We start from the raw sequence: 26,226 nt of genomic DNA, 5'->3' as shown, positions 1-26,226 counted from the left end.
GACGGAGCGCCACTCAATGAGAACGTTAAAGACGACCTCCGGCCAACCACTGATTGCACCCGCGCCCGGGTGGCTTAGCTGGACATAGCGCCGCACTCATAGGGTCGTCAGACTCGCGCGGCACCATTCCGGCATGTCTCGGTGGGCTTTCGTCGAGCCTGTGACCTGGGGCATGCGGAGATCGAGGGTTCGGAGCCCTCCCCGGGCATTTTCCACAGTCGCGAACGCCAGTGAGCGACTGCGCCGGAAAATGCCCGGGGAGACGCGGAGAACCCGTAGGTCCTCGCGAACGCACGTGAGCGAGGGTACGAGAGACGAACGAAGTGAGTCTCTCGGGAGTTCGGAGCCCTCTCCGGAGGTTTTCGGTGGTTTCGGCGCCCTCGCGGGCACGATACCGTTCGACCGGGCTCGTGGGGCGACGGACGTGAAACCGGTCCCTCTCTCACGGGAGAATTCATCCGAGGAGGTTCTGGAGCGTCAGGACGACGAAGAGAGCGATGACCGCCTCGGAGATGATCCACGTGTTGTCGTTCATCCAGTCACGGATCTCCGGGAGTACTGCTTCCGCCCGCCCACCGATGAGGAGCACACCGAGCGAAGGAAGTGCGAGAATGAAGAGCGTGAGCGAGACGAATCCGGCCGCGTCCGTGACCGGGTCGGCGTTCGCCGCGAGGAACGTTCCGACGCTGATCGAGGTGACGACGTTGGTCGGGAAGACGCCCAGCAGGAGGAATCCCAGCTTGAACGAGAACCCGGGTGTCGCGTTCGTCAGCTTCCCCATCCACGTCGGCGGCTCCGATACCTCCCGCTTTCGGTAGGTGTCGACCCCGGCGTAGAGGAGGAGCACCAGGACGACGAGGTAGAGCAGTTGTCGTGCGCTCGCACCAAGCAGACCGCCACCGCCACCGAAACTACTCCCGAGTAGGTAGGCGAGGGAGACGACGAGACTGATAGAGAGGGACGCACCGAAGACGTAGGCCGCCGAGTTGGTCCGCCATCGCTCACTCGTCGCGAGGAAGATGGAAGAGAGTATCTGTGGTCCCGCGATCATCACGATAGACAGGGGAAGCACTTCGACGAGGCTCACGGGTCGTTCTCACCGGAGTTCGATCCGTCACCACCGGTCGGCTGAGCGACACGGGCGAACGATCTGTCGTGTGTCATTGTTTGGAGTCACGTGTTCGTCCGGACCGGCCTCCGAATGCCGCCCGGGGAGCGTTCCACGTGCTACCTACACCGGCGGTACCGTTTAATGTTACTGAGGTAACAATTATTCGCCCGTCTCCCGTCGCATCCTCGATTCCGGCCCCATCAGCCGTCCACGGCGGCCGCGTACCCCTCGACACCGGCCCGGAAGACCGACCGGAAGCGCTCGACGTCGAGGTCGACCGCGACCGACGTGTTGGGTTCGGCGTCGCAGACGCCGTACCGGTCGCAGACGACTGCGCCGTGGGAGGGGCCGCCGGTGGTGTCGACCTCGCAGAAGTACTCCTCGAAGGTGACGACGTCGGGGTCGACGAGGGCTGCCGCGACGGCCGCGTCGTGAACGGCCAGTCGGTCCTGCCCGACGCCCTGGGCCGCCTCGGGGTAGCCGATCCAGTCCGCGACGGCGGCGAACCCGCCGCCCCGATCTTCGTACGTATCGATCGTCTCGGGCGCGGGCGAGGCGCCGTTGGTGACGTCGAGGCCGACCATCCTCGGGTCGGCGTCCTGGATCACCCGGCTGGCCGCCGCCGGGTCGTTGTGGAAGTTGGCCTCCGCGACGGGGGTGACGTTGCCGCTCTGGAAGGCCGCGCCGCCCATCAGGTAGATTTCGTCGACCATCGCGGGGAGGTCGGGTTCCTTCGCGAGGGCGAGCGCGAGGTTGGTCTGCGGACCGACGGCGGCGATAGTCAGATCGTCGCCGTGTTCGCGGGCCTGTTCGACGACGAAGTCCGCGCCGTGCTCGTCGATGGGCTCGGACGTCGGGTCCGGGAGGTCGCCGCGGAGGCCCGCGTCCCCGTGGATCCACTCCGCCGTCGTGAGGTCGTCGACGAGCGGCCGCTCGCAACCGCGCGCGACCGGGACGTCGAAGTCGCCGTGGTCGAGGATCGCGAGGGCGTTCCGGGTCGTGTTGGCGACCGTCGAGTTGCCACAGACCGTCGAGAGGCCGACGACGTCGACGGCGTCGTGGCCCAGCGCCATGGCGAGCATCACCGCGTCGTCACAGCCCGGGTCGGTGTCGAACAGGACTTTTGGCGTCATCGGTTCTAACAGGGACAGTACCAGTCACTGACGGTTAACAGTAGCGTCGAAACAACCGGCGCTATCGCCGGGCGCGCCTCACCAGCCCTCGAACTTGTCCCGGCGGTAGAAGTCCAGTTCCTGGACGACGTTCGGGGGCTCCTGCTCGGCGGCGAAGGCGATGGCCTCGGCGACGTCCTCCGGTTCGGCGGCCTCGTCGGGCGAGAGGACGTCTTCCGAGGCCTGGTCGTCCTCGGATCCGAACTCCGTTCGAACCTCCGTCGGGTTGACGACCGTGACGCCGACGCCGTCGGAACCGACGCTGCCGGCCAGCGACTTGGCGAACCCGCGGGCCCACCACTTGGTGGCGGCGTACACCGGGTTGCCCGGGCGGGGGTACTGACCGGCCATGCTGGCGAGGACGACGAGGATGCCGTCCGTCTCCCGGAGGTGCGGAATCGACTCCCGGGCGGTGAAGAACAGCCCCTCGCAGTTGACGTCCATCATCTGTCGGAAGGCGTCCGTCTCCATCTCCTCGACCGAGCCCTCGCGGGCGAGGCCGGCGTTGGCGACGACGGTGTCGAGGCGGCCGAACTCGGCGGCCGCTGCTTCCACCAGGTCGGCCACCTGCTCGTCGTCGGTGACGTCGGCGGTGTGGACGAGGACGTCCACCCCGTACTCCTCCCGCAGCGACTCGGCCAGTTCCTGGAGTCGTTCCTCGCGGCGGGCCGAGATGGCCACGTCGGCGCCGCGGCTGGCGAGTGCGTGTGCAGTGGCGCGGCCGATGCCCGAACTCGCGCCGGTGATCAGTGCGCTCGTCTCCGCCAAAGTGCTCATAGCAGGGGTGAGGGACTCTGGTGGCTTAATCCCCACCGCCGTCGAACGCGGTGACCGTCTCCAGGCCGTCCCTCGTAATCTGCAGTCGCTGGTTCGCGGCGACGTCCTCGAAGGTCTGCTCGGTGCCGTCCGGCCAGGAGACAGCGATGTCGACGCTTTCGGCCGAGCCGAGACCGACGTGGCTGACGCGGCTGTCCTGCGAGAGGTAGTCCGTCCGCCCGTTCTGGACGACTGTCGTCGTGTCGCCGCCGGCGTCCACCTCGACGGTCGCCCCGAGGGCGAGTTCGCCGTCGTCGCCGACGGCACGGAACTGGACGCTATTGCTCTCGTTGACCGTGTTCTCGTAGACGACGTAGGGCTGGTTGTAGTTGGCCGTCACGACGTCCTGGTCGCCGTCGCGGTCGTAGTCGAGCGTCACCATCCCGCGGCCGTCGTGTTTGTCGAAGCCGCGGTCGGAGGCGTCGAGCGAGGTGTAGCCGCTCCCGTTGTTCTGCCACACCATCGGATAGGGGTAGTGGGGGTCCTCCTGGTCGATGGTGACGACGTTCTGGGTCGTGTGGATCAGGTCGGGCCGACCGTCGTTGTTGAAGTCGGAGAGGCTCGCCGCCCACCCCCAGCCGCCCTGCCGGACGCCGAACTCGTCGGCCTGGTCCGCGAACTCGCCGTCTCCCTGGTTGACCATGAGCGTGTTCCCCTTCGTCCGGCCCGAGTGAATGACGTACGAGAGGAAGTACTCGACGCGCTCGTAGCGCTCGTGGCCCATCGTCTGGGGCGAGATGGGGAGATAGATGTTCGTGACGAAGACGTCCTGGCGGCCGTCACCAGTCACGTCGGCGACTTCCGAGGCCATCCCGTTCCGTTCGGTCGACCCACGCAGGTTGCGTTTGTCGAACGTCCCGTCGCCCTGGTTGACGTACAGCACGTCGCTGTTGTAGTCGTTCGCGACGTGGATATCGGGGTGCCCGTCGCCGGTGAGGTCCGTGAAACTCGCCGCGAGGCTCCATCGGTCACCGTCGATGTCGGCGTCGTCGACGCGCTCGAACTCACCGTCCACGTTCTCGTAGAGGATGTTGGGGTTGCCGTTGTCGTCCTGGACGGTCCCGTTGGGCGTGAAGTAGCCGGCTGGCTTGCCCACGCGCCAGTTGCCCGCCTGGTAGAGGAAGATATCGCGGTCGCCGTCGCCGTCGTAGTCGGCGGCCGCTGCGCCGAGCGGGTAGGTCACGTTTCCGAGGCCGGTGTCGACGCGCTCGAAGGAGCCCTCGTCGTTGTGGAGCGTGACGACCGACCCGTTGGTCGGCAACAGGAGAATGTCCTCCCAGCCGTCGCCGTCGTAGTCGACGATCGCCGCGCTCTTGAACGTGCGATTCAGGGGTGGGAGCGCGTCGCTTTCCTCGTAGGTCCCGTCGTCGTTGCGGAACAGCGCCGGCCGCTCGTCGCCGATGGCGAGCAGGTCGGTCCAGCCGTCGTCGTCGAAGTCAGTCGCGTAGATGCCGGCGTTCCCGTTGCCGAAGCCGGTGTCGATGCTGTCGGAGTACGACAGTCCGCTCTCCGCGGTGGCGTTGCGGAACTGTATCTCGGGTGGCGATTCGCCGAGCGCCGAGCAGCCGGCCGTGACGGCCAGGAGCGCGACGCAACAGGTGACGAGCGCGATTCGCGCCCGCTGTGTGTTCTGGGTCACGTTAGATAGTCGGGAGTGCCCGCTGGTCTCGCGGCGGGACGACGTAGCTGCCGCGCGCTCTCGTCTCGAGGTAGTCGACGATGCCGTGGTCGTCGTCGGCGACGTCGACGTCGTACTCGTCGACGTTCATCGCCGTGCGCGTCTCGACGAACGCGTCCATCGTGGCCTGGATCGAGTGGAAGTTGAAGCCGACGCCCTCGGCGACGTCCGTGGCCACGCCCTCCGTCCGGCGGAGGATCTGTGGCCGAAAGTCCTCGTCGCGTGCACGCGCCACTTTCTGGGAGTGACCGAGCCGACCGTGTTCCTCGGCGATTTCCTCGACGTTCTCGGTCATCTCCTCCGTTATCTCGCTGGTGGAACCGAGGCGGTCACCGACCGGTCCGACGTCGGCCGGGTCCTGCGTTGGCGAGAACATCTCGGCGAAGCGTTCCTCGTCGTCCTGTTCGTACCACCGGTCCAGGTCGATGTGCAGGCGGGAGGCCGCGAGCATGGTACCGCCGGCCATCGGACCGTCGTCGATGGTGACCGCCTCCTCCGAGGGCTGCGTGTCGCGGAACCCCGAGCGAAAGCCCATCGACAGCGGCGCCGACGGCGGTATCGAGTCGTTGTCGACCTCGTCGGCGACGTTCCCGCGACCGACGACGCCGGCCCGGCGTTCGCGCCGTTCAAAGATATCCTCGAAGGTACCCTCGACGGCCTGGCCGTTGATCCGGTCGCGTTCGCCGAACAGCGCCTCCTCACAGCCCAGCAGGATGGAACCGTAATCGCTGTTGAGCACGAGGAAAGCGTCGTGTGGGTCGGCCATCGACGGGTCCTCGCCGACGGCCTCGAGGACGTCTTCCGGCGGGGTGAGCCCCTCGACGCTGGCGTCCATCCGGTCGAAGTACCGCGGCGAGTAGCCGAGTAACGTCAGGAGCCCCTCGTTGAGCGACGCCGACGTCGCCCCACCGGTCCCCCACTGGTGTGCTCGCTCCAGGGACTGTAACGCGGCCTCCACCTCGCTCCGTTCTTCGTCGGTCGGCGGCACCGATCCCACGTATTCGAGGCCGAGGACGACCTGGTGTTGCGGAATCGCCGTGTTCCCGTGGGCGTCCGTGACCAGGTACTCGTTCCAGTTGTGCTGGCCGTCGGGAAGCGACGCGGGGTCGGACCCGGTGGGAAACTGGGATTCGCGCTCGGTGTCCTCCGACACCATCGGGGCTTCCCGACCGAGACAGGCAGACAGCGCCGCCGACCCACCGATCGCCACTGCAGACGCGACGAAGTCTCGTCGAGAGATGCCGCGAGAATCACCCGAAGGCATTGCCATCCATTCCCAATCACCGCTCAAATATCTTTCGCGTCGGCCGCTGGGCGTCTGAAGGCGGCCGGATCGGCCGGCAACCAGTCCTGGATACCGCTACGATCTGGGCGACGTTCGCCCCCGCTGCGGGGCCCGGTTCGCCGACGACCTGCGACCCAACTCGGTTTCCGCTGACGAGCCCGGTGGCTGCCAATTTGTGACCGGGTACCCAAAGGAATATATGGTATAATTATCCAATCAAGCCCATGGAACGGGAGGAGCGCCACGCGACAGGTGGGACGACGTCTCGACGACGGCTGCTCGAGACGATTGCGGCAGGGAGCGTCGCCGGACTCGGTGGGCTGGCCGGCTGTATCTCCGACGGGAGCGGCGGCACGCCGACGCCGGATTCGGCGCCGACCTTCCTTCTGTCGACGGTACAGTCCGGCCCGTACTCGCGTCTCGGTGACAAGGAGCGGAACGGATTCGAACTGGCGGTCAAGCACATCAACGAGGGTGGCGGACTCGTCGAGGCCGGCGCGTTCGACGAGCTGGCCGGTGACGGTCTCCTCGGGCACCAGGTAGAGTCGACGATCGTCGACAACGAGGGAAGCGGAGAGACGGCGCGGTCGAACGTCCTCCCCCACGTGACCGAAAACGGGGTGACGATGATCTGTGGCGGAGCCAGGGCGAGCACCGCCAGGGCCCACCGCGATATCGCTATCGAACACGAGGTGCCCTTCATGGCTGGGACGTGTCTGCTCGACGCGCTCAGCGGGGAGGAGTGCGCCGCGACGATGTACCGGGAGATGTACTCCTCGCGTGCGCTCGTGCGAGCCCTCGGACCGACGCTCGCCACCAGGACCGGCGAACGGGCCACCTACGTCCAGTTGTACGCCGATTCCCCGGAAGGGAAGGACCTGCAGAACGCGGTCGACCGGTACTTCGCCGACTCGGGCACGCCCCGCTGGGAACCGCGGGGGAACGAGGCCATCCAGCCCGGCTCGACGGGCTACGAGGACGACCTCACCCAGATCACACGCGGTCGACCTGACGCCCTCTTCCTGAACCTGTTCGGAATCGACGCCATCAACGCGCTGACGGCCGCCCAGGACGTCGTCCCCGAGGAGACACAGGTCGTCGTCCCCTTCATCGACGACTCGCTGGGCTACGTCGTCGGCTCCGAGGTCGCCGACGTCCTCGGAACGATGCCGTGGGAAGCCGGCCTCGACGGTGAGTACGCCGAGGCGTACGATTCGGCGTACGTGAGCAACTACGGGACGATCGCCGGCGGCGACGCCGCGACCGGGTCCGGCACGGCGCACGTCACCTACACCCAGACGCTCCAGTTCGCCGCCGCGGCAGCGCGCGCCGAGTCGTTCGAGCCCGGCGCCATCCAGTCGGCGCTGGAAGGCTACGAATACGACGCCGGCGGCGGAGACCAGCGCCTCCAGGCGTGTAACCACCAGGCCAGCCGTGCCGTCCCGGTCGTTCGCGGCAGGTCCAGTCAGGACTCCGGCGGGAACTACTTCGAGCTACTCGACCACCGCGATGGCGTCGTGCCGACCTGCGAAGAGGAGCCCGCCACGTCCTGCTCGCTGTAGCTCCGGGTCGACTTTTTTCGACGATCTGACGCCCCACGAGCGACAGTGACCGGCCCCGTCAGTGGAGACGCGAGACCGCAACCGATGCGTCACCGGGTGACGGGACGCAGAGCTGACTGGATCGAGCGCGGGAACGATATCGAAAAAGGCGTCGGGGACGGCTAGTCCGAGAAGCCGGACTCCTCGCCCACGTCGGTGTTCGTCCCGGTGTCTGCGAGGTTGCCGTCGCTCAGTTCGGGACTGTTCCAGTACGAGTGGTCCTCGTCCTCGCGGAAGCAGGCGACGCGCTGTTCGCCGGCCTGGTAGTCCGGCGGGGTCTCCTGCTTACACACTTCTCTGGCCTCCGGACATCGCGTGTGGAACCGGCAGCCGCTCGGCGGGTTGACCGGGTCCGGGATGTCGATCTTCCGCATCGGCGGGTCGCCGGTCTCCCTGAGCGAGAGGTCCGGCGTCGCCCAGCGCAACACGTTGGTGTAGGGGTGACGCGGGTCGCCGATCATGTCCTCGGCGGGACCGATCTCCGCGAGTTCGCCCAGGTACATGACGCCGATCTTTCCGCCGGCGTGGGCGGTGAAGTACCGGGCGTTCGAGAGGTCGTGTGAGATGAAGACGAAAGACGTGTTGAACTCGTTCTGGAGTTCGTGCATCAGGTCCATCATCTCGACACGCAGGGAGACGTCCAGCGCGCTGATGGCCTCGTCGGCCAGGATGACGTCCGGGTTCATCAACAGTGCGCGGCTCAGCGCGACGCGCTGTTTCTCGCCGCCAGAGAGCTGGTGGGGGTAGCGTTCGGCGAAGTCGGCCGCCGGGTTCATCCCGACGCGTTCGAGCAGCGCGTAGATCCGCTCGCGCTTCTCGCTCCGGCTGAGTTCTGCGTTGACCTGGTTGAGCGGCTCGGAGAGGATAGAGAGGATACGCCGGTTGGGGTTGAGCGAGGCACCCGGGTCCTGGTGGATGATCTGCAGCGACGTGCGGATCTCCTTCCAGGTGATGTCGGCGTCCGATTTCCCGTCGCGGACCTCCCAGATATCGTGGCCGCGGAACTTGACGCTCCCGCCAGTCGGCCGCTGGAGGCCGATTGCGGTCTTGCCGAGCGTCGTCTTGCCACAGCCGGACTCGCCGACCAGCGAGAGGACGTCGCGTTCCTCGAGCGTGAGGTTGACGCCGTCGACGGCACGAACCGTCTTCGTCTCGCCACCGAAGTCGAGCAGGCCGGGTTTGTCCTCGAAGTGGACCTCGACGTTCTCGAGTTCCAGCAGCGGTGGTTCGCTACTCATCAGTCGTCACCTCCGCTGGCCGCGCGGTCACCAAGCGAGTCCGCGTAGTTCAGCGAGATCTGGTCGATCGCCTCTTCCCAGTGATAGCAGGCGACCTCGTGGTCCTCGCCGGCGTCGAAGAACTCCGGCACCGTCGACCGACACTGTTCGTCGGCGAGCGGACACCGCGGGTGGAACGCACAGCCCGTCGGGACGTTGATCGGCGCGGGCTGGTCGCCCTCGATGGCCTCCATCTCGTCCAGGGGCGCGTCGAGGTTCGGCGTCGAGTTGAGCAGCTTGCGCGTGTACGGGTGGGCGGCGTGTTCGATCAGCTCCCGCGTGGGGCCGACCTCGACCAGCTTGAAGGCGTACATGATGGCCATCCGGTCGGCCAGCGCGGCGACCAGCGGCAGGTCGTGCGTGATGAACACCATCGTGAGGTCGTACTTCTCCTGGAGGTCCTCGAGCAGACGGAGGATAGAGCGCTGCATCAGCAGGTCGAGCGCGGCGGTCGGCTCGTCCATCACGAGCATCTCGGGTTCGAGCACGAGGCTGAGCGCGATGAGGGCGCGCTGTTGCATCCCGCCCGAGAGCTCGTGGGCGTAGGACTCGAGGATGCGTTCGGGTTCGAGGTAGAGGTCCTCGAGCAGTTCGTGGGCCAGGGCCATCCCCTCCTCGACGTTCGCGTCGTGGGCCTTCAGCGTCTCCACGAAGTGGTCGCCGACTTTCATCGTCGGGTTGAACGAACTCATCGCGCCCTGGAAGACCATCGAGACGTGCTCCCAGCGCAGGCTCCGGATCCCTTCCTTGTCGAGGTCGAGGATCTCTATCGGTTCGTCGTCCGGCGGGTTGTACCGGATCCCCCCAGTGAGGAGACCGGGGTCGGGGATGGCGTCGAGCATCGACGAAGCGAGCATCGACTTGCCCGAACCGCTCTCGCCGATGATACCGACGATTTCGCCGCGGCCGATGTCCAGCGAGACGTCGTCGAGCACGTAGGATTCGCCCTCGTCGTAGGTCACCGAGGCGCCTCGCATCTGGATGATTGGATCCTCGACTCCGCGCTCGGAGCGAGGGTTGCTATTCTGCGTCGCCATTAGACTCCCACCATGAGTTGAGTGTCATCATCTTCTTGTGTAGTCGTTTCGGACTCGCCGGAGAGTCGAGTCCGAACTCGGGGGGTAAATGCGCGGTTGCGTCCCCGGGTGCGTCTGAACGTATCGACGCCGAGAAACGCGACGGTCCGGTCGACCAGACCGGCAGATCCGAGCGGCAGAAACGGAATCGCCCCGAGCGCGATTCCATCGGCTGCCAATGTTGCAAGAACGGCCCGCGCAGTCCGTTCGAGACAGAATCTCACACCCGATTACTTTCGCTTCATAGCTATAGTAATTGTGGTTTATCCCACCAGGCGCGGGGAAACGCCCGTCGGGTTCCCGGCGGACTAATGGCCATCCGGCGACGTGGTCGAGTCGTCGGAGACGCCTGTGAACGGGCGTCTCCGTGGCGGACGCCCGGTTCCGGATTTGCAAACTTATTTAACGGGATGGCGGGACGTTTGTGAACGATGCAGACCAACGGTGACGACCACCTCTATCAGCGGCCCGACGCCGCCGTCGACCGCCGCGTCGAGGACCTCCTCGACCGGATGACTGTCCAGGAGAAGGCCGGACAGCTGGTCGGGACGTGGGGCGGCAAGATGGGCGAGTTCAACAGTCTCGACGACGTGAAAGACGCGGTTACCGAGCACACGCTCGGGGCGGTAGCGACGTTCGGATGGGGCGGGTCCATCGGGACGGAGCCCGGCGAAATCGTCGACACCGTCAACGAGATACAACAGCTGGCACGCGAGGAGACCCGTCTGGGGATCCCCGTGCTGTTCAACGTCGACGCCGTCCACGGGCACGCGTACGTGGCCGGGTCGGCCATCTTCCCGAACGGGCTGGGGACCGGGGCGACCTGGGATCCAGACCTGGCGGAGAGAGCGGCCGATATCTGTGCGACCGAGGTCCGTGCGACGGGGGCCCACCAGAACTACTCGCCCACCTGCGACGTGGGCCGTGAACCCCGGTGGGGTCGCGTCTTCGAGACGTTCGGCGAGAGCCCGCGGCTGGTCGGCGAGATGGCCGCCGCGAAAGTCCGTGGGTACCAGGGCGACGGGATCGGGGGCGAAGAGAACGTCGTCGCGACGGCGAAGCACTTCCCGGCCTACAGCGGCCCGGAGCGTGGCGAGGACGCCGCGCCGGCCGAGATATCAGAGTACCGGCTCTGGAACACGTTCCTCCGCCCGTTCGAGTCGGTCGTCGGCGAGGGCGTGACCTCCGTGATGCCGTCGTACAACTCGACGAACGGCGAGCCGATGCACGGCTCCCACCGGTTCCTCACCGACCTCCTGCGGGGCGAACTCGGGTTCGACGGCCACACCGTCTCTGACTGGGGCGGCGTCCGGCACCTCCACGAGGACCACCACGTCACCGAGGACTGGCGCGAATCGGTCTACCGCTCGCGGGAGGCCGGCCTGACCGTCGCCTCTGTCGGGACGACCGGGCACGTCGACCACCTCGTCGACCTGGTCGCAGCCGGCGACCTCGACGAGTCCACCCTCGACGGGAAGGTCCGCCGCGTCCTCGCACTGAAGTTCCGCATGGGACTGTTCGAGGACCCCTTCGTCGACAGGGACGAGGCACTCGAGACCGTCGGGCACGAGGACCACCGCGAGGTGGCCCGCGAGGCGGCGAGGGACTCGATGACGCTCCTGAAGAACGACGACCTGCTCCCCCTCGACGGCGCCGAGGACGTCTTCGTCGCCGGGCCCAACGCCGACGACAAAGTGAGCCAGGTCGGCGGCTGGAGTGTCGACGCCGAGGAACACGTCGCCGGCGACAGCCTGCTCGACGCCATCGAACACCACGCGGACGGCGCCGTCACCTACGAACAGGGCGCGACGGTCAACGAGGCACGCGACGTCGAGGCCGCGGCGGCGAAGGCTGCCGAGGCGGACGTCGCCGTCGTCTCGCTCGGCGAAGGCTGGTACATCCACGAGTTCGGCCCCCAGGACCAGGCCGGCGTGGAGACGGGCGAGTGGCCCCACCGGTCGAACCTCCGCCTGGCCGACGCCCAGCGCGAACTGGTCCAGGCGATCCACGAGACCGGGACGCCCACCGTCGGCGTCCTGATCACCGGTCGGCCGCTGATCGTCGACTGGATGGCCGAGCACGTCCCGGCGATTCTCATGGCCTACTACCCCGGTTCCGAAGGGGGGCACGCCATCGCCGAGACGCTCTTCGGGGACAACGAGCCGTCCGGTCGCCTGCCGGTCACGATGCCGTCCGACGAGGGCGACCTCCCCCAGCACCACGACTACCAGCGCCAGCCGCGACCCATCGGCGACGACGAGCACCCCGACACGTACGACCCGCTCTATCCCTTCGGTCACGGGCTGAGCTACACCGAGTTCGAGTACGGGGACCTCGACGTACTGTCCCGGGAAATCGGTCCCGGCGAGGCCGTCGAACTCGAAGTGACGCTCTCGAACGTCGGCGACCGGTCCGGTACCGAGGTCGTCCAGGCCTACGGGTCCCAGCGCTCGCCACAGCTAGTGCGACCCAACAGTGAGTTGCTCGCCTTCGAGCGCGTCTCGCTCGACGCCGGCGAGACGAGGACGGTCGAACTGTCCATCCCGGCCGCGGAGATGGGCTACTATCGCCCGGGCCGGGGCCACGTCCTCGAACGTGACACCTACGAGCTAACCGTCGCCGACGAGACCGTCAGCGTCTCCGTGGACGGGACGTACCTCTAGGCGGCCACCAGACAGGGTCGCTGAACCGGGCGTCGGAGAAGCGTCAGTTTCCGCCGGGGAGTTCGTAGAAGAGCCCCTCGAAGGACGTCACCCGGGCAGCGGTCTCGTCGACTCGGTTACGGAACTCCTCGACGCGAGTCGTTATCTCGGCGTAGGCGTCGCTCTCTGCCAGTTCCGCTCGGCTCTTCTGGGCGTCGAGCGTCGCCTTCTTCGAGACGAGGGCGAAGTACTCCTGCATCTGGTCGTCGTAGGTATCGCGCGTGAGCATCTCCTCGACCGATTCGGTCAGTGCCTCCCGGGTGACGGGCTTGATCAGGTAGTCGTCGAACGGCATCTCGACGATGTCGAACCCGGGGTCGACGGCGGTCACCATGACGATTCGACAGTCGAGGCCGCGTTCGTCCAGGACTTCGAGCACCTCGTCGCCCGACCGGCCCGGCATCTGTCTGTCGAGGAAGAGGACGTCCACGTCGTCGTCGGCGAGTTCGAGGGCCTGGCTCCCGTCGTAGGCGACCTGGACGTCGTGGTCCACGTCGAGCCAGTTCGCATAGAGGTCGGCGACGGCGCGCTCGTCGTCGACGACGAGCACCCGTCCGGACCGGTTCGTTGGTGTCATCGGCCCAACACGTCCCTCCGTGGTATCAGCGTCCCCCGAATCATACGCCTCAGTCGTTGATCGATATCGACCATAAAACCACCCCGTCGATTATCACCTGTGGATCCATATCAGAAGTCGGCCACCGCACGACTCGTGCATTCCAGTCTCGTGGGCGACGGACGTTTCTACGAGGCATCCGAACCTCGACTCGACAGGAGGCGACGGCACCACGATGACACGATCGAACGACCCGGCCGTTGTCGACACCGTCGTCGTCACGGCGGCGGATCTCGTCACTGCGCTCGAGGCGAGCCGGCGGACCGGGAACGCGGACACGGTGCTCCGGATGACGCCGCCGTTCAGCGGTCGGATGCGAGCGCGCCTCCACGTCCGCCAGGGACGCGAGACCGAGGACCAGGCACCCGTTGTGCTTCCGGCGGAGGCGTTCGTGAACGACCGCTGTCCGGCACCGCCCGACCCTGACGGCGTCGAGGACGCCCTTCGCGCCGACCCGACCGAAACGTACAGCGTCGAACGCCATCGGGAACGCTATCGGGTCGCGCTCCAGCAGTGGCGGTCGTCGGTCCCAGAGTACGTGCGCACGGAAACCCAGTTGCCAGGGACGGACGAGACGATTACCATCTCTCTACTCGGGACCGTCCCGGACGAGTGAGACGGCGCCGAAACCGGGCGTCGCCGAGCCGTGATCGAACGTCCAGAAATCGCGAGACGGCCTGAGCGTGGGGAATGAAAAATATCGACCGATGTGAGTCGGTCGTGAAACGTGCTAGTCAACGTTTGCCACGTTGAAACGGTGTGAAACGACCCGAACGCTCGGCCGGTTATATGGGGTCGGCACTGGTGGCATCTGGTGGGTGTCCCCGATGTCCAACTCCTCCGCAAACGACCTTCGCACCGCCCTCCAGGCCGCAGGAACGGTCGTCCGCCCCGGCGAGAACGTCCTCGGACCAGTACGTATCCTCTCGTTCTGGGTCGCGGTCGCCCTCCCGTTCCTCTACCTCCCGCTGTTGGCGAGCGGCCTCGGCAGTAGCTCCGTCACCATCGCGTTCCTCGCCCTCCTCGCGGCGAACGCCGTGACGCTCTTCGTCGGCCACCCCCACCGTCGGGAATGACACTCGCTCGACGGTGGAGACGGTCGATTTTCCACCCCAGTGCCAAACGTTACCACTGGCAGTATATTTATCAGCCTGCACCGTGAAACGTATTTCATGGCCGCTTACGGCCGGCCGTCACTGAGAGACCTGTTCGACGAGTCACCGACGCCGCACATCGCGCATCCGCCGCGCACACACCACCGCGACTTCTACATCGCTACCGACGGATCCTACACGGACGCGAGCGGTGGGCTCGGTGCCGTCATCGAAACGCGAGACGGCGAGCGCGTCGCTCGGCTCTCCCTCCCGGACAACGCGCCGGACAACAACGTCGCGGAGTATCGGGCGTTACACCTGGGCCTCGACGTACTCGCGTCTCGTGCGCCAGCCAGCGCCAGCGTCGGACTCCTCATCGACCACGACGACCTGGCTGCGAACGTCAACGCCGCGATGCTCGCGGCCGACGACCCCGCGTCGGTGTCCCACCACGACGTCTCCGTCCCCGTCGCGACGGGACTCCACTGGCGCGGCATCCGCGCCCGGATCAACGGCTTCGAGGAGATTCGGGCCGCGCGCATCCCGAGCGACGTCAATCCGGCCCACGCGCTGGCCAACGCGCCCGACCAGTACGCCCACGTCAACGACGAACCCGCTCGTTGCGTCCTGCCCGAGTCCCCGGGCGTCGACGAGCGCGTCCCGCCGCCGTCACGGGCCAACCGGGGCGGAGCGAGCGACTGAACGGCAGTCTAAACACTGCCTAAAGTCGGAGCGATTACTCGTTCTGTGCGTCGACTACCGCCACGCCCGCGAGGTTGACGATGTCTTTCACTTCGTCGCCGCGCTGGAGCACGTGGACGGGTTCGTCCATGCCGACGAGCATCGGACCGATAGCCTCGGCACCGCCCAGACGCTGGAGCAGTTTGTACGCGATGTTGCCCGCTTCGAGGTTGGGGAAGACGAGGACGTTCGCCGGCCCGTCCAGGTCCGAGAACTCGTAGGTGTCGGCGAGGATGTCCTCGACGACGGCCGTGTCGGCCTGCATCTCGCCGTCGACCTGGAAGTCGACCGCGGGGTCGTTCCGAAGTCGCTCCGCGGCGCGACGGGGTTTCCGTGAGCCCGGGCTGTCGACGCTCCCGAAGTCGGAGTACGACAGCATCGCCGCGCGCGGTTCGACGTTGAACCGGCGGGCCAGGTCGGCGGTGTGACGGGTGATCTCGGCCAGGACCTCCGCGTCGGGGTCGGTGTTGACGGTCGCGTCGGCACAGAAGACGACTCGGTTTTTGAACGTCAGCATGTAGACGCCGGCGGCGTAGTCGGCCTCCGGCGCGGTGCCGACGACCTGCAGCGGTGCGCGCAGCGCCGACGGGTAGTGGTTGGTCAGGCCGGTCAGCATCGCGTCGGCGTCCCCCATCTCGACCATCACGCTGCCGAGGTAGTTACCGTCCTCGACGAGGTTGCCGGCCTCGTGGCGCGTGACGCCCTTGCGCTTCCGAAGTTCGTACAATCGGTCGGCGTAGGCCGCCAGGTCGCCCTCCGCCGGGTCGACGATATCGGGGGCGAAGTCGAGGCCGAGCGTCTCGACGATGGCGCCGATCCGGTCACGGTCGCCGATGAGGACCGGTTCGGCGATGCCCTGGTCGACGAGCTGGGCGGCGGCGCGGATCATCTTCTCGTCGTCGCCCTCGGCCAGCACCACGCGTTTGGGGTCGTTCTTGGCCTTGTTGAGGACGACGCGCATCATCTCGCGGGACTTCCCGAGACGGGCCTCCAGTTCCTCGACGTACGTGGGCAGGTCGACGTCGGTACGAGCGACGCCGGTCTCCATGGCGGCCTCGGCAACCGCGGGGGTCACCTCAAACAGGACCCGAGAGTCGAGGGGTTTCGGGATGATGTAGTCGGGGCCGAACTGCAACGGGTCGTCGCCGTACGCTTTGACGACGGCGTCCGGGACGTCCTCGCGGGCCAGGTCGGCGAGCGCCTCCGCAGCGGCGACTTTCATCTCCTCGTTGATGTCCGTCGCGCGAACGTCCAGCGCGCCGCGGAAGATGAACGGGAATCCCAGGACGTTGTTGACCTGGTTCGGGTAATCGGAGCGCCCGGTCGCCATGATGACGGTGTCGTCGCGGGCGTTCTTCGCCGCCTCGTACCCGATCTCCGGGTCGGGGTTGGCCATCGCGAACAGGATGGGCGTGTCGGCCATCGACCGGACCATCTCCTGGTCGACGATGCCGCCGACCGCGAGGCCGACGAACACGTCCGCGCCCACCATCGCGTCGGCCAGCGTCCCGCCCTCGCCCTCGGTGGCGAAGGGTTCGACGTACTCGTGGAGGCCCTCTTCCTCGACGCGGGCCTCGGTGATGATCCCGCCCTCGTCGGCCATGGTGACGTTCTCGGGGTCGACGCCGAGAGAGACGTAGAACCGGGCCGAGGCCAGCGCCGCGGCGCCCGCGCCCGCGAACGTGACGTCGATGTCAGAGAGTTGCTTGCCGGCGATGTCCACCGCGTTCAGCAGCGCCGCGCCGGAGATGATCGCGGTGCCGTGCTGGTCGTCGTGGAACACCGGCACGTCCATCTGCTCGCTCAGCCGCCGCTCGATCTCGAAACACTCCGGGGCGGCGACGTCCTCGACGTTGATACCGCCGAAGGTGGGTTCCATCGGCCGGACGGTGTTCACCATCTCGTCGACGCCGTCGACGTCCAGTTCCACGTCGAAGACGTCGATGTCGGCGAAGCGCTTGAACAGGACGCCCTTGCCCTCCATGACGGGCTTGCTTGCCGCTGGACCGATGTCACCCAGCCCCAGCGTCGCGGAACCGTCCGAGACGACGGCGACGAGGTTCCCCCGGGCAGTGTAGGTGAAGACGTCGTCGGGGTTCTCGTCGATGGCCCGGCAGGGGGCGGCGACCCCCGGAGAGTACGCCAGCGAGAGGTCCCGCTGGGTGCTCGTCGGCTTCGTCGTCGAGATGGCGATCTTGCCGGGCGGGTCGCTACTGTGGTAGTCGAGGGCGTCCTCGTCGAGTCCCATGGGTCAACGCCAGCAGGAACGAGTATAAAGCTCGTGTTGCGCCCAAATGTGACGGGAGGCGAGCGAACACGCCCCGTTTCAGAAACCGGGATCGAAGAGGGGGACCTATATACCTCAGGACCCAAGCCGGCGCCATGGATCGCCGGTTTCGGAACCTCCTGTTCGGGTCGACCGCGGCGACGCTCGTCCTGATGCTGGTCGGGCTCTACACCGCCTTCGTGGGGGCGGGACTGACCTGCGAACGCCGCTGGCCGTTCTGTGACGGCTGGCTCGGGCTGTTTCCCGCCAACTGGACGAGCTTCGTCGAGTGGTCCCACCGCCTGCTGGCGATGCTCGTCGGATTCGCGCTGCTGGCGACGCTGTACCTGGCCTGGCGCGAGCAGGACGACCGCCGCGTGAAGTGGGCCGTCACCGCCGCCGTCGGACTGTTACCGTCCCAGATCATCCTCGGCGCACTCACCGTCACCGAGTTCACCGCGGTCATCACCGCCGCCCACTTCGTCACCGCGTCGCTGATCATCCTGTGTCTGGCTGCCGCGTGTGCCTGGACCGTCGAGACGCCCTCGGTCGAGACGCTCCGGACACTGGTGATCGCCGCGATCGCGCTCGTCCCGCTCCACCTCGTCCTCGACGGGTCCCTCGTCGTGATGCCCCTCTGGGCGCTCGTCGGCTTCTACGCCGTCTCGTTCCTGCTCTCGTGCGGGCTCGCAGCGGGGGCGCTGTGGGCGCACGCGCACGGCCTCGGTCGGACCCGGTCGCTCCTCGCCGTCGGGAGCGTCGTCACGTGGTTCGATATGCTCGTCGCGCGCCGGAAGTTCGGCCTCGATCAGGCGCTGACGGACGTCGGTGCGGTCGTCGTCCTGCTGGCGCTCCTCGCCGTGGTCTGGACGCTCTCGAAGCGCTCGACGGGCAGCGCTCTCGCCGGCGTTCGAGCCGACTGAAACGAGCAATTGGGGGGTCGTGAACGCGGACCCGTGTGAGAATTGACCTGCGACGGCCGACGTCGCACAGGCCACGGGACGATTTCGGACGCACACGTCGAATAGTCTGAATCTCCCCGGAACAGCAGCGACGCCCCCGTTTCCAGATACTCGCCACTGACGAACGTCACATGGGATCGAATTTGACACCTCCTACGGCACGGAATCACGGCCGACGCCCGGAAGGGACCGCGACGGCCGTTTGAACGGGGAGAGTGCCGCGGTTTGCCCGACGTTACCGCTGGCAATCGGATCCAACTGTGGGAAACGATAGGCGCGGTTTATGCGCGTCTTGTCGGTAGTCTCGTGGCATGGAATCGCACGACGACGGAGCGACAGAGCCGCGAACACGCGCCCACCGGGTCGCACGCAGGTGGCCAGTCGTCGCCGTGACGCTGGTGATGGTCCTCAGCGTCTCGGCCCCGATGGCGATCGGGGGAGTGGGGGCAGCACCCGTGGAAAGTGTCGCCGACGCACCGCCGGCGAACGTCGGGGACGGGCCCGCCCAGCAGACGGACGGTCCGCCAACGGACGGCCCCCCGACGGACGAGCAGTGGACCACCCCTCCGGCGCAGGTCGGCCAGACAGAAGCTAACGGGACGGTCGACGGGGAGAAACGCGAGGCCGCGGAGGAGGGCGTCGACGAGGCCGTCGCGGCGCTCCAGCGGCAAGGCGTCTCGGTGAACCAGACCCAGCGCGCGGCGGCGGTCAACGGGACCGTCGACGCGGTGGCCCAGCACCAGAACGCCTCGGTCGAACAGGTCCAGAACGCCTCCTACGGCGCGGTCACCGGGGCTTTCCTCCAGAGCCAGAACGTCAGCGCCGAGCAGGTCCAGAACGCGACGGCCGGCGGGGCCGGCGGCGCGCTCTCCCAGTACCAGAACGCGAGCGCGACCCAGCTCCAGCACGCCGCGTTCGGCGCGAGCCACGGCGCCGTCGCCCAGCGGCAGAACGCGACGATAGAACAGGTCCAGGTCGTCGCCCAGGGCGCGGCGGCGGGCGCGGCCCACGAGGCGGGCAAGCGCGACGAGAACGAGTCGCGGGAGAAAGCTCACCCGGGCGCCATCCGTGAAGCGGCCCAGGGCGCGGCCTTCGGCGCGCTGACCCAGACGCAGAACGTCTCCGTCGAGCAGCGCCAGTCCGCGGCGGTCGGCGCCGCCGAGGGCGCGCTCAGCCAGAACCAGTCCGTCGCGGTCGAGCAGCGCCAGACCGCGTCGGTCAAGCAGATCCAGGTGGCTGCGATGGGCGCCGCCGAGGGTGCGCTATCGGTCACCCAGCAACAGGCAGTCACCGTCGAGCAGGTGCAGGCCGCCGCACGCGGGGCCTGCAAGGGCACGCTCGAACAGAGCCAGTCGGTGTCGGTCAGCCAGATCCAGTCGGCCGCATACGGCGCGGCGAAGGGTGCCATCAGCCAGTCACAGACGGCGAGCGTCACCCAGATCCAGCACGCGGCGACCGGCGCGGCGAAGGGCGTGCTCGTCCAGTCCCAGTCAGTCAGTATCACCCAGATACAGTACGCCGCAACCGGCGCCGCGAAGGGCGCCGCCAGCTCGGCCGCCCAGAGCCAGGTCGTGAACGTCGAACAGATCCAGGCCGCCGCGGCGGGCGCCGGCCAGGGCACAGTCATCCAGATCCAGGAGATCAACATCGTCCAGATCCAGATCATCAGCGAGAGCGCCGCCGGCGGAGCGCTGTCGCAACACCAGACGGCCAACGTCGTCCAGATCCAGTCGGCCGCCCGCGGGGCCTCCGAAGGGTCGCTCGCGCTGACCCAGCGCCAGGAAGTCACCGTCGAGCAGACGCAGATCGTCACCCGGCGGGCTGCCTCCGACACCGCGGGGACCGCCGCGCAGCTGAACGTCGACGTGGACGTGACGATATACAACTACGCGAAGGGATCGGCGCAGGACCCCGACGACGGGCAGGACGGCGCGGCCGACGGCGACGAGCAGCTCCGGAGCCTCTTCGCCTCGGCGGAGGGCGAGACCATCTTCCTCGCGAACCCCAACGACGTCGCCGTGACGGTGACGATAACGAGCGACGACGGCGACGTGGAGACGGTGACGCTGGCACCCGGCGAGTCGACGAACCTCCAGCGCGACCGGGGAACCTACACCCTCACCGCCGAGACCGCCGACGGCCAGGACGTGGAACTCGCGGGCCGGGCGGAACTGACCGTCTCCGTCGGGGACGCGCTGCAGTCCCTGACCGCGAGCGTCGAGAACGGGAGCCTTTCGGTCGTGAACCCGAACGACGAGCGCGTCACCGTCGAGGTCACCGGCGACGAGGAGACGTCGTTCCAGGTGCCCGCCGACTGGGACCTGACCCGAGCGTTCGGCCCCGGGAACTACACGGCGACGGCGGAGACCACCGATGGCACGGCCGTCCAGATAAACGATCAGGACGCCTTCGAGTTCAGTATCGAGTCCGCGGACCCCCCCGACACGCCCCCGGAACCTCCTGAACCCGTCGACGTGAACGTCACCGTCAGTAGTGGCAACATCTCGTTCGACAACCCGAGCCAGACGATCGTGACGGTCACGGCGACCGACGAGAACGATTCGGAGCAGACCGTCGACGTGCCCGGCGGCGAGAACGTCACGGAAGCGTTCGATCCCGGAACCTACGAACTCACTGGTTCGGCCGCCGACAACCGCACCGTGACCCTTGACGGCCAGGCGGAGTTGACGGTGAACGTCTCAGAAGCACCACTGCCAGAACCGGACGAACCCATCGATCTAAACGTCTCGGTGAGCGGGCAGAACGTCTCCGTCGAGAATCCGAGCGGGACCAACGTCACGGTCACCGCGACGAACGAGTCAGACGGCGAGCGAACCCTGAACGTCAGCGCCGGTGCGAACGTCACCGAGCAGTTCGAGCCCGGAAACTACACGCTGACGGGTGAGAGCGACGACGAGCGCGAGGTGCTCCTCGAGAACGAGTCGGCCCTGGACGTACAGGTCGCGGAACCCGACGAGGACGTCGACAGCCTGAACGTCACAGTCGAAGGTGAGAACGTCACCGTCGACAACCCGAACGACGTGGCCGTGACGGTCACCGCAAACGCGACGGACGCGAACGCGAGCGACGCGGCGAACCGGACTGTCGACGTCGGTCCCGAGTCGAACGTCACGGCGGCGTTCGAGCCCGGAAACTACACGCTGACCGCGGTGGCCGACGACGGCACGACCGTCCCGGTGAACGGCGAGACGGAACACGTGATCACCGTCGAGGGTGCGGAACAACCCGAGGACGGTGAGCGAACCATCGACTCCTGTACCGTCGTCGACGAGGCCGGCCAGTACGAACTGGCGGGCGACGTCGAGGGCGACACCGACGGCGTCTGTCTCAGGATCGAAGCCAGCGACGTGGTGATAGACGGGAACGGCAGCACCCTCGCCGGCGACGGCGGGGAGAACAACACCGGGATCCAGACGTACGATCCCGACGGGAACGACGTCGAGAACGTCACGGTCCGGAACCTCGAAGTCCGGAACTGGAACAACGGTGTCGAAATCGGCAACTTCAGCGACGACGTGCCGGCACAGGCCCGACTGGAGAACGTCACGATAACCGAGAACGACGGCAACGGTGCGTTCCTCGTCAGCGCCAGCGGGACAGAGTTCGAGAACGTCTCGTCCACCCGGAACGGTGCCGGGATCCGCCTCTGGGAGACGGAGAACGTGACGTTCGAGCGGATCGACGCCTCCGCCAACGACGGGTACGGGCTCCACCTCTGGGATCTGGTCCAGGATAGCGAGTTCAGCCAGGTGAACGCGAGCGGGAACGGGCTGGAGGGCGTCTTCGTCGGCGTCGGCGCGTCGGGCAACACGCTCTCCGGATTCGTCGTCGCCGACAACGGCGAGACCGGGATCCACTTCTCGGACAGCGCCGAGAACGTCGTGCGCGACTCGCTGGTCGCGGACAACGACGGCGCCGGGATCAGCTCGAACTTCATCAGTACCCAGACGCTCGACAACGTCACCGTCCGGAACCACACCGACGCCGAACTCAACCCGCGTGACACCGGCTTCGAGCCCGGACCGTTCACGGCCACCGACCTGCGACTGGCCCCCGTCGGCTCGCTGGCGTTCGACGAGGAGGCCGTGACGCTCGACGTAGTCGATAGCGACGAACTCCCGTCGCTCCCCGAGAACGCGACGACGATTCAGGACGGGCTCAACGTCACCGAACTCGAGAACAGCACCGACGCGACGCTGGCGTACCAGGGTGCGGACCCCGACGCCGAGGTCGAACTGTGGCGCCACGACGGGAGTGAGTGGACCCAGGTGGAGACGTTCGACGCCGGCGACGCCAACGGAAGCGTCGAGACCACCCTGACAGCGGACGGAGTGTACGTCCTGGCACAGTCCGAGGAGGCACCGGCCTCGTTCTCCGTCTCTGACCTGGCCCCCGCCGAAGCGAACGTCAGCCAGGGCGAACCGATCGACGTCTCCGCGACGGTCGAAAACGTCGGCGGCGAGTCCGCCACCCAGCCCGTTGAACTCCGGATCAACGGGACGGTCGTCGACGATCAGGAACTCGAACTCGACGCCGGTAACTCGTCGAACGTCACCTTCGAGGATGTCGACACGAGCGGCCTCGCACCCGGCGAGTACGAACACGGCGTGTTCACGCCAGCGGACAACGCGACGGGGACGCTCACGGTCGAAGCCGAGGCCGAACCCGGCGTGGAGTACCTGAACTGCACCACTGCACAGGTCGACGGAAGCTACGACCGACTCGGCGTCACGCTCGGCTACTACGCCGAGGACGGGAACGCGACGAGCGAGTACACCTGGACGCCCACTGACGTGCCGACCGATCGACCGGTCGACGGCCAGACGGTCGTCACCGTCGGCGAGCAGAACGAGACGACGGTGACCGGGGATGGCACGCTGATGATCCAGCTTTCGGACCCCGGCGCGTTCGGCGACGAGAACCGGAGCTTCGTCGCGAACGTGAACACCTCGGCGAGTCCGACCGGCCAGGAGGACCTCTCGGTCGCACAGCCGAACGCCCAGCAGTGCCGCGAGGACGTCCGTCCCGAACTGCCGACCCTCGCCAGTGAGCAAGTCGAGGTCGTCGACAACGAGACGGCGCTGGTCAACTTCAGCTACGAGAACCCCAACGACGCGCCGATGGAACCGGCCGAGAGTCAGTTCACCAGCGGTGACGTCGCCGGCGAACCGCCCGCAGTGCTCGACGCCGGCCCGAACTTCGTCGTCGTCGAGTGGACGCCCGTGTCCACGGCGGAGTCGGTCACCTGGACGCTGAACCTCTCGAACTTCGACCTGCTGAACGTCTCGTCGGCCGGGCCGACCGCCGCCGACGTCCCGGGCCTGCTCGAACCGCCCGCGGAGACCGAAACGCCGACGGAGACGGAAACGGCGACCGAGACGGACAGCCCGACGCCGACGGAAACTGCGACGCCAGAAGCGACCGAGACGCCGACCCCTGAGGACACGCCGACGCCGACGCCGGAGGAGACGGAGACGTCGACCGAGGAACCGACGACACCGTCCACGACGCCGACTACCGCCACGGGGGACGAAAGCTGAGACAGCCCGCTCCGGACACATCGAAACGTGGTCACGCCGAGCGATACAGGGACGCAACAGCGCGAAACCACGCGAGACCTCCTGTGGATCGGAAATTCCTTTCCGGCCGTGCGGCGATAACGGAGCTATGGCCCCAGTCATCGGTGCAGCGCTCGCGCTTCTACTGACCGTCCTCGTGGCTCTCATCGTCGGCATCCGGTACCGGCGAGACGCGGTCTCCACCGGACGGGCGATGTTCAGCGCGGGCCTCTTGCTCGCCGGCGTTTCGGCAATGCTCAACGGACTCTCGATCGGTGGCCCGATAGCGTCGGGAACGACGGTCAACCACGTCGTCGACGCTCTCTCACTCCTGGCCGCTCTGGCGAGCGTCTACGCCCTCTATCGCGGCTGGCGGATCGGCTGGGAAACGGATCCGGTCGCGGAGGGATGAGGCGACTCGGACGTGGAGACCGAATCCCCGCTCGCTGGACGGGCACCATGATGGCCCCTGAATGTGCGACGCTGGCCAGTACTCCATTCCTGTGACGTGGCCGTCACAGCCGCTCGACGGAACCGTGAACGCCTGGGACTTCGACGCCGACCGAGACTGCCGTCCTTCCACGGTACTGAAGAGACGGTCGGCGGGCGAAGGTAACGGTGACCTCGCCGCCGTATCTCACTCCGACTGAACTCCGTCCCTGAAGCGTCATCGACGACAACCGCGACTCACCGGTCACATAAAGTCCGAGAGCCCGGACTGGCTCTGGTCATCCTCGGCGTCCTGTGAATCGATAGAATCGTCGTCCTCGTCGTCCGCCGCCTCGGCGTCGTCTGCACCGTCGTCGAGTGTCACCTGGTCAGCGTCCTCGTCGTCAGCGGCGCCGGTGGCGTCGTCTGTCTCGTCCCCATCTCCGGCCTCACCGGCGTCGGTCTGGCCGGCCATCGCGCCCTCGAAGGCGCCGTCGGAGTGTTCGACCGCCTGCGCTTCTTTCAGTTCCTCGGCGTCCTCGACGATGGACTGGACCTTGTTGGTGTCCTTCCCGCTGCCGGTGACGAAGGAGACGTGGGAGGCCTCCATGTCGTACTGGGCCGCCATGGCGACGGTGAGTTCCCGATTCTTGCAGTGGTGGGTCATCGTCGCGAGGAACGGCATCACGTCGCGGCGGGCGGTGCGCATCGAGACGCCGTTGACCGCGGCGATCTGCTGGGCGATGTGGTCGCGCGTGTTGCGGGTGCCCTTCGAGCGGCCGAGCTTGGACCAGTAACTCGGTGGGCCGTAGCGCGTCCAGCCGCTCTTCTTGCCGTCGCGCGAGGCCGCGACGCCGGCGGTCATGTTGTCGCCCGCGTACTTCCAGAAGGTGTAGTTCTGGGTGGCGCGAACGCGGCCGAGCCAGCGGTCCGCGTTCGCGAGGAACCCGTAAGCCTTCGCGAGTTCAGCGCCCTCGTAGTCCTTGGGCATGTTGTCCTCGATCCAGTTGATGAGGTCGTCGGGCGTCTCGTCGACGTCGTAGGAGGCCTTCAGCGCCTCCTCCGCGCCGGCGGTCTTGATGACCTCGTCGAGGTAGTCGAAGATGCCCTCGCTCTTGTCGCGCTCGCTGGTGACGACGTCGTCGGCGGCGAGGTGCTCTTTCCCGTCGGCCAGCGCCTGGAGGTCCTTGACGGCGCCCCGGAGGTCGCCGTCGTTCATCTCGGCGATCTGTGTCAGCGCGTCGTCGTCGAAGGTGACGTCCTCCTGGCGGAGGATGTCGCGGAGCACGGGGACGATGGAGCGTTTCCCCACGTCGCGGAACTCGATGTCCTCGCACGAGTTGCGGAGCCCGTTGCCCATGTCGTAGAACTCGTTGGCGATGAGGATCATCGGCTGGCCCGCCTCCTTGACGAGCGAGGTGACGGCCCGCGACCCGCCGCGGTCGGCGTTGCCGTGGATGTTGTCCGCCTCGTCCATGACGACGAGTCGACGGCCCGCACCGCCCTCGGTGAGCGTACCGCTCTTTGCCGCTTCGCCGGCGACCCGTTCGATGACGTCCTTCGTCCGCGAGTCGCTGGCGTTGAGTTCGATGGTCGGCCACCCCATGTCGTTGGCCAGCGCGTGGGCGGCGGAGGTCTTCCCGATGCCCGGCGCGCCGTGGACGATGACGGCTTTGCGGTGGTCCTCCCACGAGTCGGCCCACTCCTTCAGTTTGTCCCGGGCCTTGTCGTTGCCGCGGACCTCGGCGAGGGTGCTCGGACGATACTTCTCCGTCCAGTCGGTCATTACAGGGAGCAGGCGGCAGGCGCGTTTATTGGTTG

At 67.2% G+C, this 26,226-nt stretch carries 18 protein-coding genes and 1 tRNA gene; 9 read left to right on the top strand and 10 right to left on the bottom strand.

Annotated features, from left to right (window positions below):
* The first annotated feature begins 63 nt into the window (after positions 1-63).
* Positions 64-208: transfer RNA gene (locus AC5FRV_RS11605), tRNA-Met, on the top strand.
* A 246-nt stretch (positions 209-454) separates the two neighbouring features.
* Here AC5FRV_RS11605 and AC5FRV_RS11600 read toward each other — a convergent pair.
* From AC5FRV_RS11600 to AC5FRV_RS11580, 5 genes are all read right to left on the bottom strand, one after another.
* Entirely contained in the window at positions 455-1,087 is a 633-nt protein-coding gene (locus AC5FRV_RS11600) for a GAP family protein (RefSeq protein ID WP_493561252.1), read from the bottom strand.
* Positions 1,088-1,311: 224 nt separating this feature from the next.
* Positions 1,312-2,244 (bottom strand): nucleoside hydrolase, encoded by a 933-nt coding sequence (locus AC5FRV_RS11595; RefSeq protein ID WP_493561251.1) that lies wholly within the window; start codon positions 2,242-2,244, stop codon positions 1,312-1,314.
* Positions 2,245-2,322: 78 nt separating this feature from the next.
* Entirely contained in the window at positions 2,323-3,060 is a 738-nt protein-coding gene (locus AC5FRV_RS11590; RefSeq protein WP_493561250.1) for an SDR family oxidoreductase, read from the bottom strand.
* Between the two features lie 25 nt (positions 3,061-3,085).
* Positions 3,086-4,738, bottom strand: coding sequence for a CRTAC1 family protein (locus AC5FRV_RS11585; RefSeq protein ID WP_493561249.1), 1,653 nt, complete (start codon positions 4,736-4,738; stop codon positions 3,086-3,088).
* A 1-nt stretch (position 4,739) separates the two neighbouring features.
* On the bottom strand, positions 4,740-6,041 hold the full coding sequence (locus AC5FRV_RS11580) for a DUF7405 family protein (protein WP_493561248.1): 1,302 nt from the start codon (positions 6,039-6,041) through the stop codon (positions 4,740-4,742).
* A gap of 245 nt (positions 6,042-6,286) precedes the next feature.
* Here AC5FRV_RS11580 and AC5FRV_RS11575 point away from each other — a divergent pair, with 245 nt between their 5' ends.
* Positions 6,287-7,624: an ABC transporter substrate-binding protein gene (locus AC5FRV_RS11575; RefSeq protein WP_493561247.1), complete on the top strand. Its 1,338-nt coding sequence runs from the start codon at positions 6,287-6,289 to the stop codon at positions 7,622-7,624.
* Between the two features lie 161 nt (positions 7,625-7,785).
* Here AC5FRV_RS11575 and AC5FRV_RS11570 read toward each other — a convergent pair whose 3' ends face one another.
* Positions 7,786-8,901, bottom strand: a complete 1,116-nt coding sequence (locus tag AC5FRV_RS11570) for an oligopeptide/dipeptide ABC transporter ATP-binding protein (protein WP_493561246.1) — start codon at positions 8,899-8,901, stop codon at positions 7,786-7,788.
* Positions 8,901-9,977 carry an ABC transporter ATP-binding protein gene (locus AC5FRV_RS11565; RefSeq protein ID WP_089814690.1) on the bottom strand — a complete coding sequence of 359 codons (1,077 nt, stop codon included), beginning with the start codon at positions 9,975-9,977 and terminating at the stop codon, positions 8,901-8,903. The genes AC5FRV_RS11570 and AC5FRV_RS11565 overlap by 1 nt, the downstream gene beginning before the upstream one ends.
* 470 nt (positions 9,978-10,447) lie before the next feature.
* Here AC5FRV_RS11565 and AC5FRV_RS11560 point away from each other — a divergent pair, with 470 nt between their 5' ends.
* A complete protein-coding gene (locus AC5FRV_RS11560) occupies positions 10,448-12,679 on the top strand; it encodes a glycoside hydrolase family 3 N-terminal domain-containing protein (protein WP_493561245.1) in 2,232 nt (743 codons plus the stop codon).
* Positions 12,680-12,722: 43 nt separating this feature from the next.
* Here the strand turns inward: AC5FRV_RS11560 and AC5FRV_RS11555 are convergent, their stop codons facing one another.
* Positions 12,723-13,295 carry a HalX domain-containing protein gene (locus tag AC5FRV_RS11555; RefSeq protein WP_493561244.1) on the bottom strand — a complete coding sequence of 191 codons (573 nt, stop codon included), beginning with the start codon at positions 13,293-13,295 and terminating at the stop codon, positions 12,723-12,725.
* A 214-nt stretch (positions 13,296-13,509) separates the two neighbouring features.
* Here AC5FRV_RS11555 and AC5FRV_RS11550 point away from each other — a divergent pair, with 214 nt between their 5' ends.
* The 3 genes from AC5FRV_RS11550 to AC5FRV_RS11540 all read left to right on the top strand — a co-directional run bounded on the left by AC5FRV_RS11550 (position 13,510) and on the right by AC5FRV_RS11540 (position 15,130).
* Positions 13,510-13,950, top strand: coding sequence for a DUF8009 family protein (locus tag AC5FRV_RS11550; protein ID WP_493561243.1), 441 nt, complete (start codon positions 13,510-13,512; stop codon positions 13,948-13,950).
* A 211-nt stretch (positions 13,951-14,161) separates the two neighbouring features.
* Positions 14,162-14,410, top strand: coding sequence for a DUF8028 family protein (locus AC5FRV_RS11545; protein ID WP_493561242.1), 249 nt, complete (start codon positions 14,162-14,164; stop codon positions 14,408-14,410).
* Between the two features lie 96 nt (positions 14,411-14,506).
* Positions 14,507-15,130 (top strand): ribonuclease H family protein, encoded by a 624-nt coding sequence (locus AC5FRV_RS11540; protein WP_493561241.1) that lies wholly within the window; start codon positions 14,507-14,509, stop codon positions 15,128-15,130.
* Positions 15,131-15,164: 34 nt separating this feature from the next.
* On the opposite strand, the gene AC5FRV_RS11535 is transcribed toward AC5FRV_RS11540, so the two are convergent.
* Entirely contained in the window at positions 15,165-17,417 is a 2,253-nt protein-coding gene (locus AC5FRV_RS11535) for an NADP-dependent malic enzyme (RefSeq protein WP_493561240.1), read from the bottom strand.
* A 134-nt stretch (positions 17,418-17,551) separates the two neighbouring features.
* On the opposite strand from AC5FRV_RS11535, the gene AC5FRV_RS11530 reads away from it, so the two are divergent.
* The 3 genes from AC5FRV_RS11530 (at position 17,552) to AC5FRV_RS11520 (ending at position 24,388) form a co-directional block, all read left to right on the top strand.
* A complete protein-coding gene (locus tag AC5FRV_RS11530) occupies positions 17,552-18,358 on the top strand; it encodes a COX15/CtaA family protein (protein WP_493561239.1) in 807 nt (268 codons plus the stop codon).
* Positions 18,359-18,708: 350 nt separating this feature from the next.
* Entirely contained in the window at positions 18,709-23,958 is a 5,250-nt protein-coding gene (locus tag AC5FRV_RS11525; RefSeq protein WP_493561238.1) for a right-handed parallel beta-helix repeat-containing protein, read from the top strand.
* Positions 23,959-24,085: 127 nt separating this feature from the next.
* Positions 24,086-24,388, top strand: a complete 303-nt coding sequence (locus AC5FRV_RS11520; protein ID WP_493561237.1) for a hypothetical protein — start codon at positions 24,086-24,088, stop codon at positions 24,386-24,388.
* Positions 24,389-24,670: 282 nt separating this feature from the next.
* On the opposite strand, the gene AC5FRV_RS11515 is transcribed toward AC5FRV_RS11520, so the two are convergent.
* Positions 24,671-26,191 (bottom strand): replication factor C large subunit, encoded by a 1,521-nt coding sequence (locus AC5FRV_RS11515; protein ID WP_493561236.1) that lies wholly within the window; start codon positions 26,189-26,191, stop codon positions 24,671-24,673.
* Between the last annotated feature and the right edge of the window lie 35 nt (positions 26,192-26,226).

It is taken from the genome of Halomicrobium sp. HArcel3, from assembly GCF_058933135.1.
This window is presented reverse-complemented; position numbering and strand designations above follow the sequence as displayed.

What these genes read in the sequence shown, in the direction of transcription:
- AC5FRV_RS11550 (WP_493561243.1), top strand. Translation starts at nt 13,510, where the DNA reads ATGACACGATCGAACGACCCGGCCGTTGTCGACACCGTCGTCGTCACG.
- AC5FRV_RS11535 (WP_493561240.1), bottom strand. Translation starts at nt 17,417, where the DNA reads ATGGGACTCGACGAGGACGCCCTCGACTACCACAGTAGCGACCCGCCC.
- AC5FRV_RS11555 (WP_493561244.1), bottom strand. Translation starts at nt 13,295, where the DNA reads ATGACACCAACGAACCGGTCCGGACGGGTGCTCGTCGTCGACGACGAG.
- AC5FRV_RS11565 (WP_089814690.1), bottom strand. Translation starts at nt 9,977, where the DNA reads ATGGCGACGCAGAATAGCAACCCTCGCTCCGAGCGCGGAGTCGAGGAT.
- AC5FRV_RS11545 (WP_493561242.1), top strand. Translation starts at nt 14,162, where the DNA reads ATGTCCAACTCCTCCGCAAACGACCTTCGCACCGCCCTCCAGGCCGCA.
- AC5FRV_RS11560 (WP_493561245.1), top strand. Translation starts at nt 10,448, where the DNA reads ATGCAGACCAACGGTGACGACCACCTCTATCAGCGGCCCGACGCCGCC.
- AC5FRV_RS11530 (WP_493561239.1), top strand. Translation starts at nt 17,552, where the DNA reads ATGGATCGCCGGTTTCGGAACCTCCTGTTCGGGTCGACCGCGGCGACG.
- AC5FRV_RS11520 (WP_493561237.1), top strand. Translation starts at nt 24,086, where the DNA reads ATGGCCCCAGTCATCGGTGCAGCGCTCGCGCTTCTACTGACCGTCCTC.
- AC5FRV_RS11595 (WP_493561251.1), bottom strand. Translation starts at nt 2,244, where the DNA reads ATGACGCCAAAAGTCCTGTTCGACACCGACCCGGGCTGTGACGACGCG.
- AC5FRV_RS11575 (WP_493561247.1), top strand. Translation starts at nt 6,287, where the DNA reads ATGGAACGGGAGGAGCGCCACGCGACAGGTGGGACGACGTCTCGACGA.
- AC5FRV_RS11590 (WP_493561250.1), bottom strand. Translation starts at nt 3,060, where the DNA reads ATGAGCACTTTGGCGGAGACGAGCGCACTGATCACCGGCGCGAGTTCG.
- AC5FRV_RS11525 (WP_493561238.1), top strand. Translation starts at nt 18,709, where the DNA reads ATGGAATCGCACGACGACGGAGCGACAGAGCCGCGAACACGCGCCCAC.
- AC5FRV_RS11570 (WP_493561246.1), bottom strand. Translation starts at nt 8,901, where the DNA reads ATGAGTAGCGAACCACCGCTGCTGGAACTCGAGAACGTCGAGGTCCAC.
- AC5FRV_RS11515 (WP_493561236.1), bottom strand. Translation starts at nt 26,191, where the DNA reads ATGACCGACTGGACGGAGAAGTATCGTCCGAGCACCCTCGCCGAGGTC.
- AC5FRV_RS11540 (WP_493561241.1), top strand. Translation starts at nt 14,507, where the DNA reads ATGGCCGCTTACGGCCGGCCGTCACTGAGAGACCTGTTCGACGAGTCA.
- AC5FRV_RS11580 (WP_493561248.1), bottom strand. Translation starts at nt 6,041, where the DNA reads ATGCCTTCGGGTGATTCTCGCGGCATCTCTCGACGAGACTTCGTCGCG.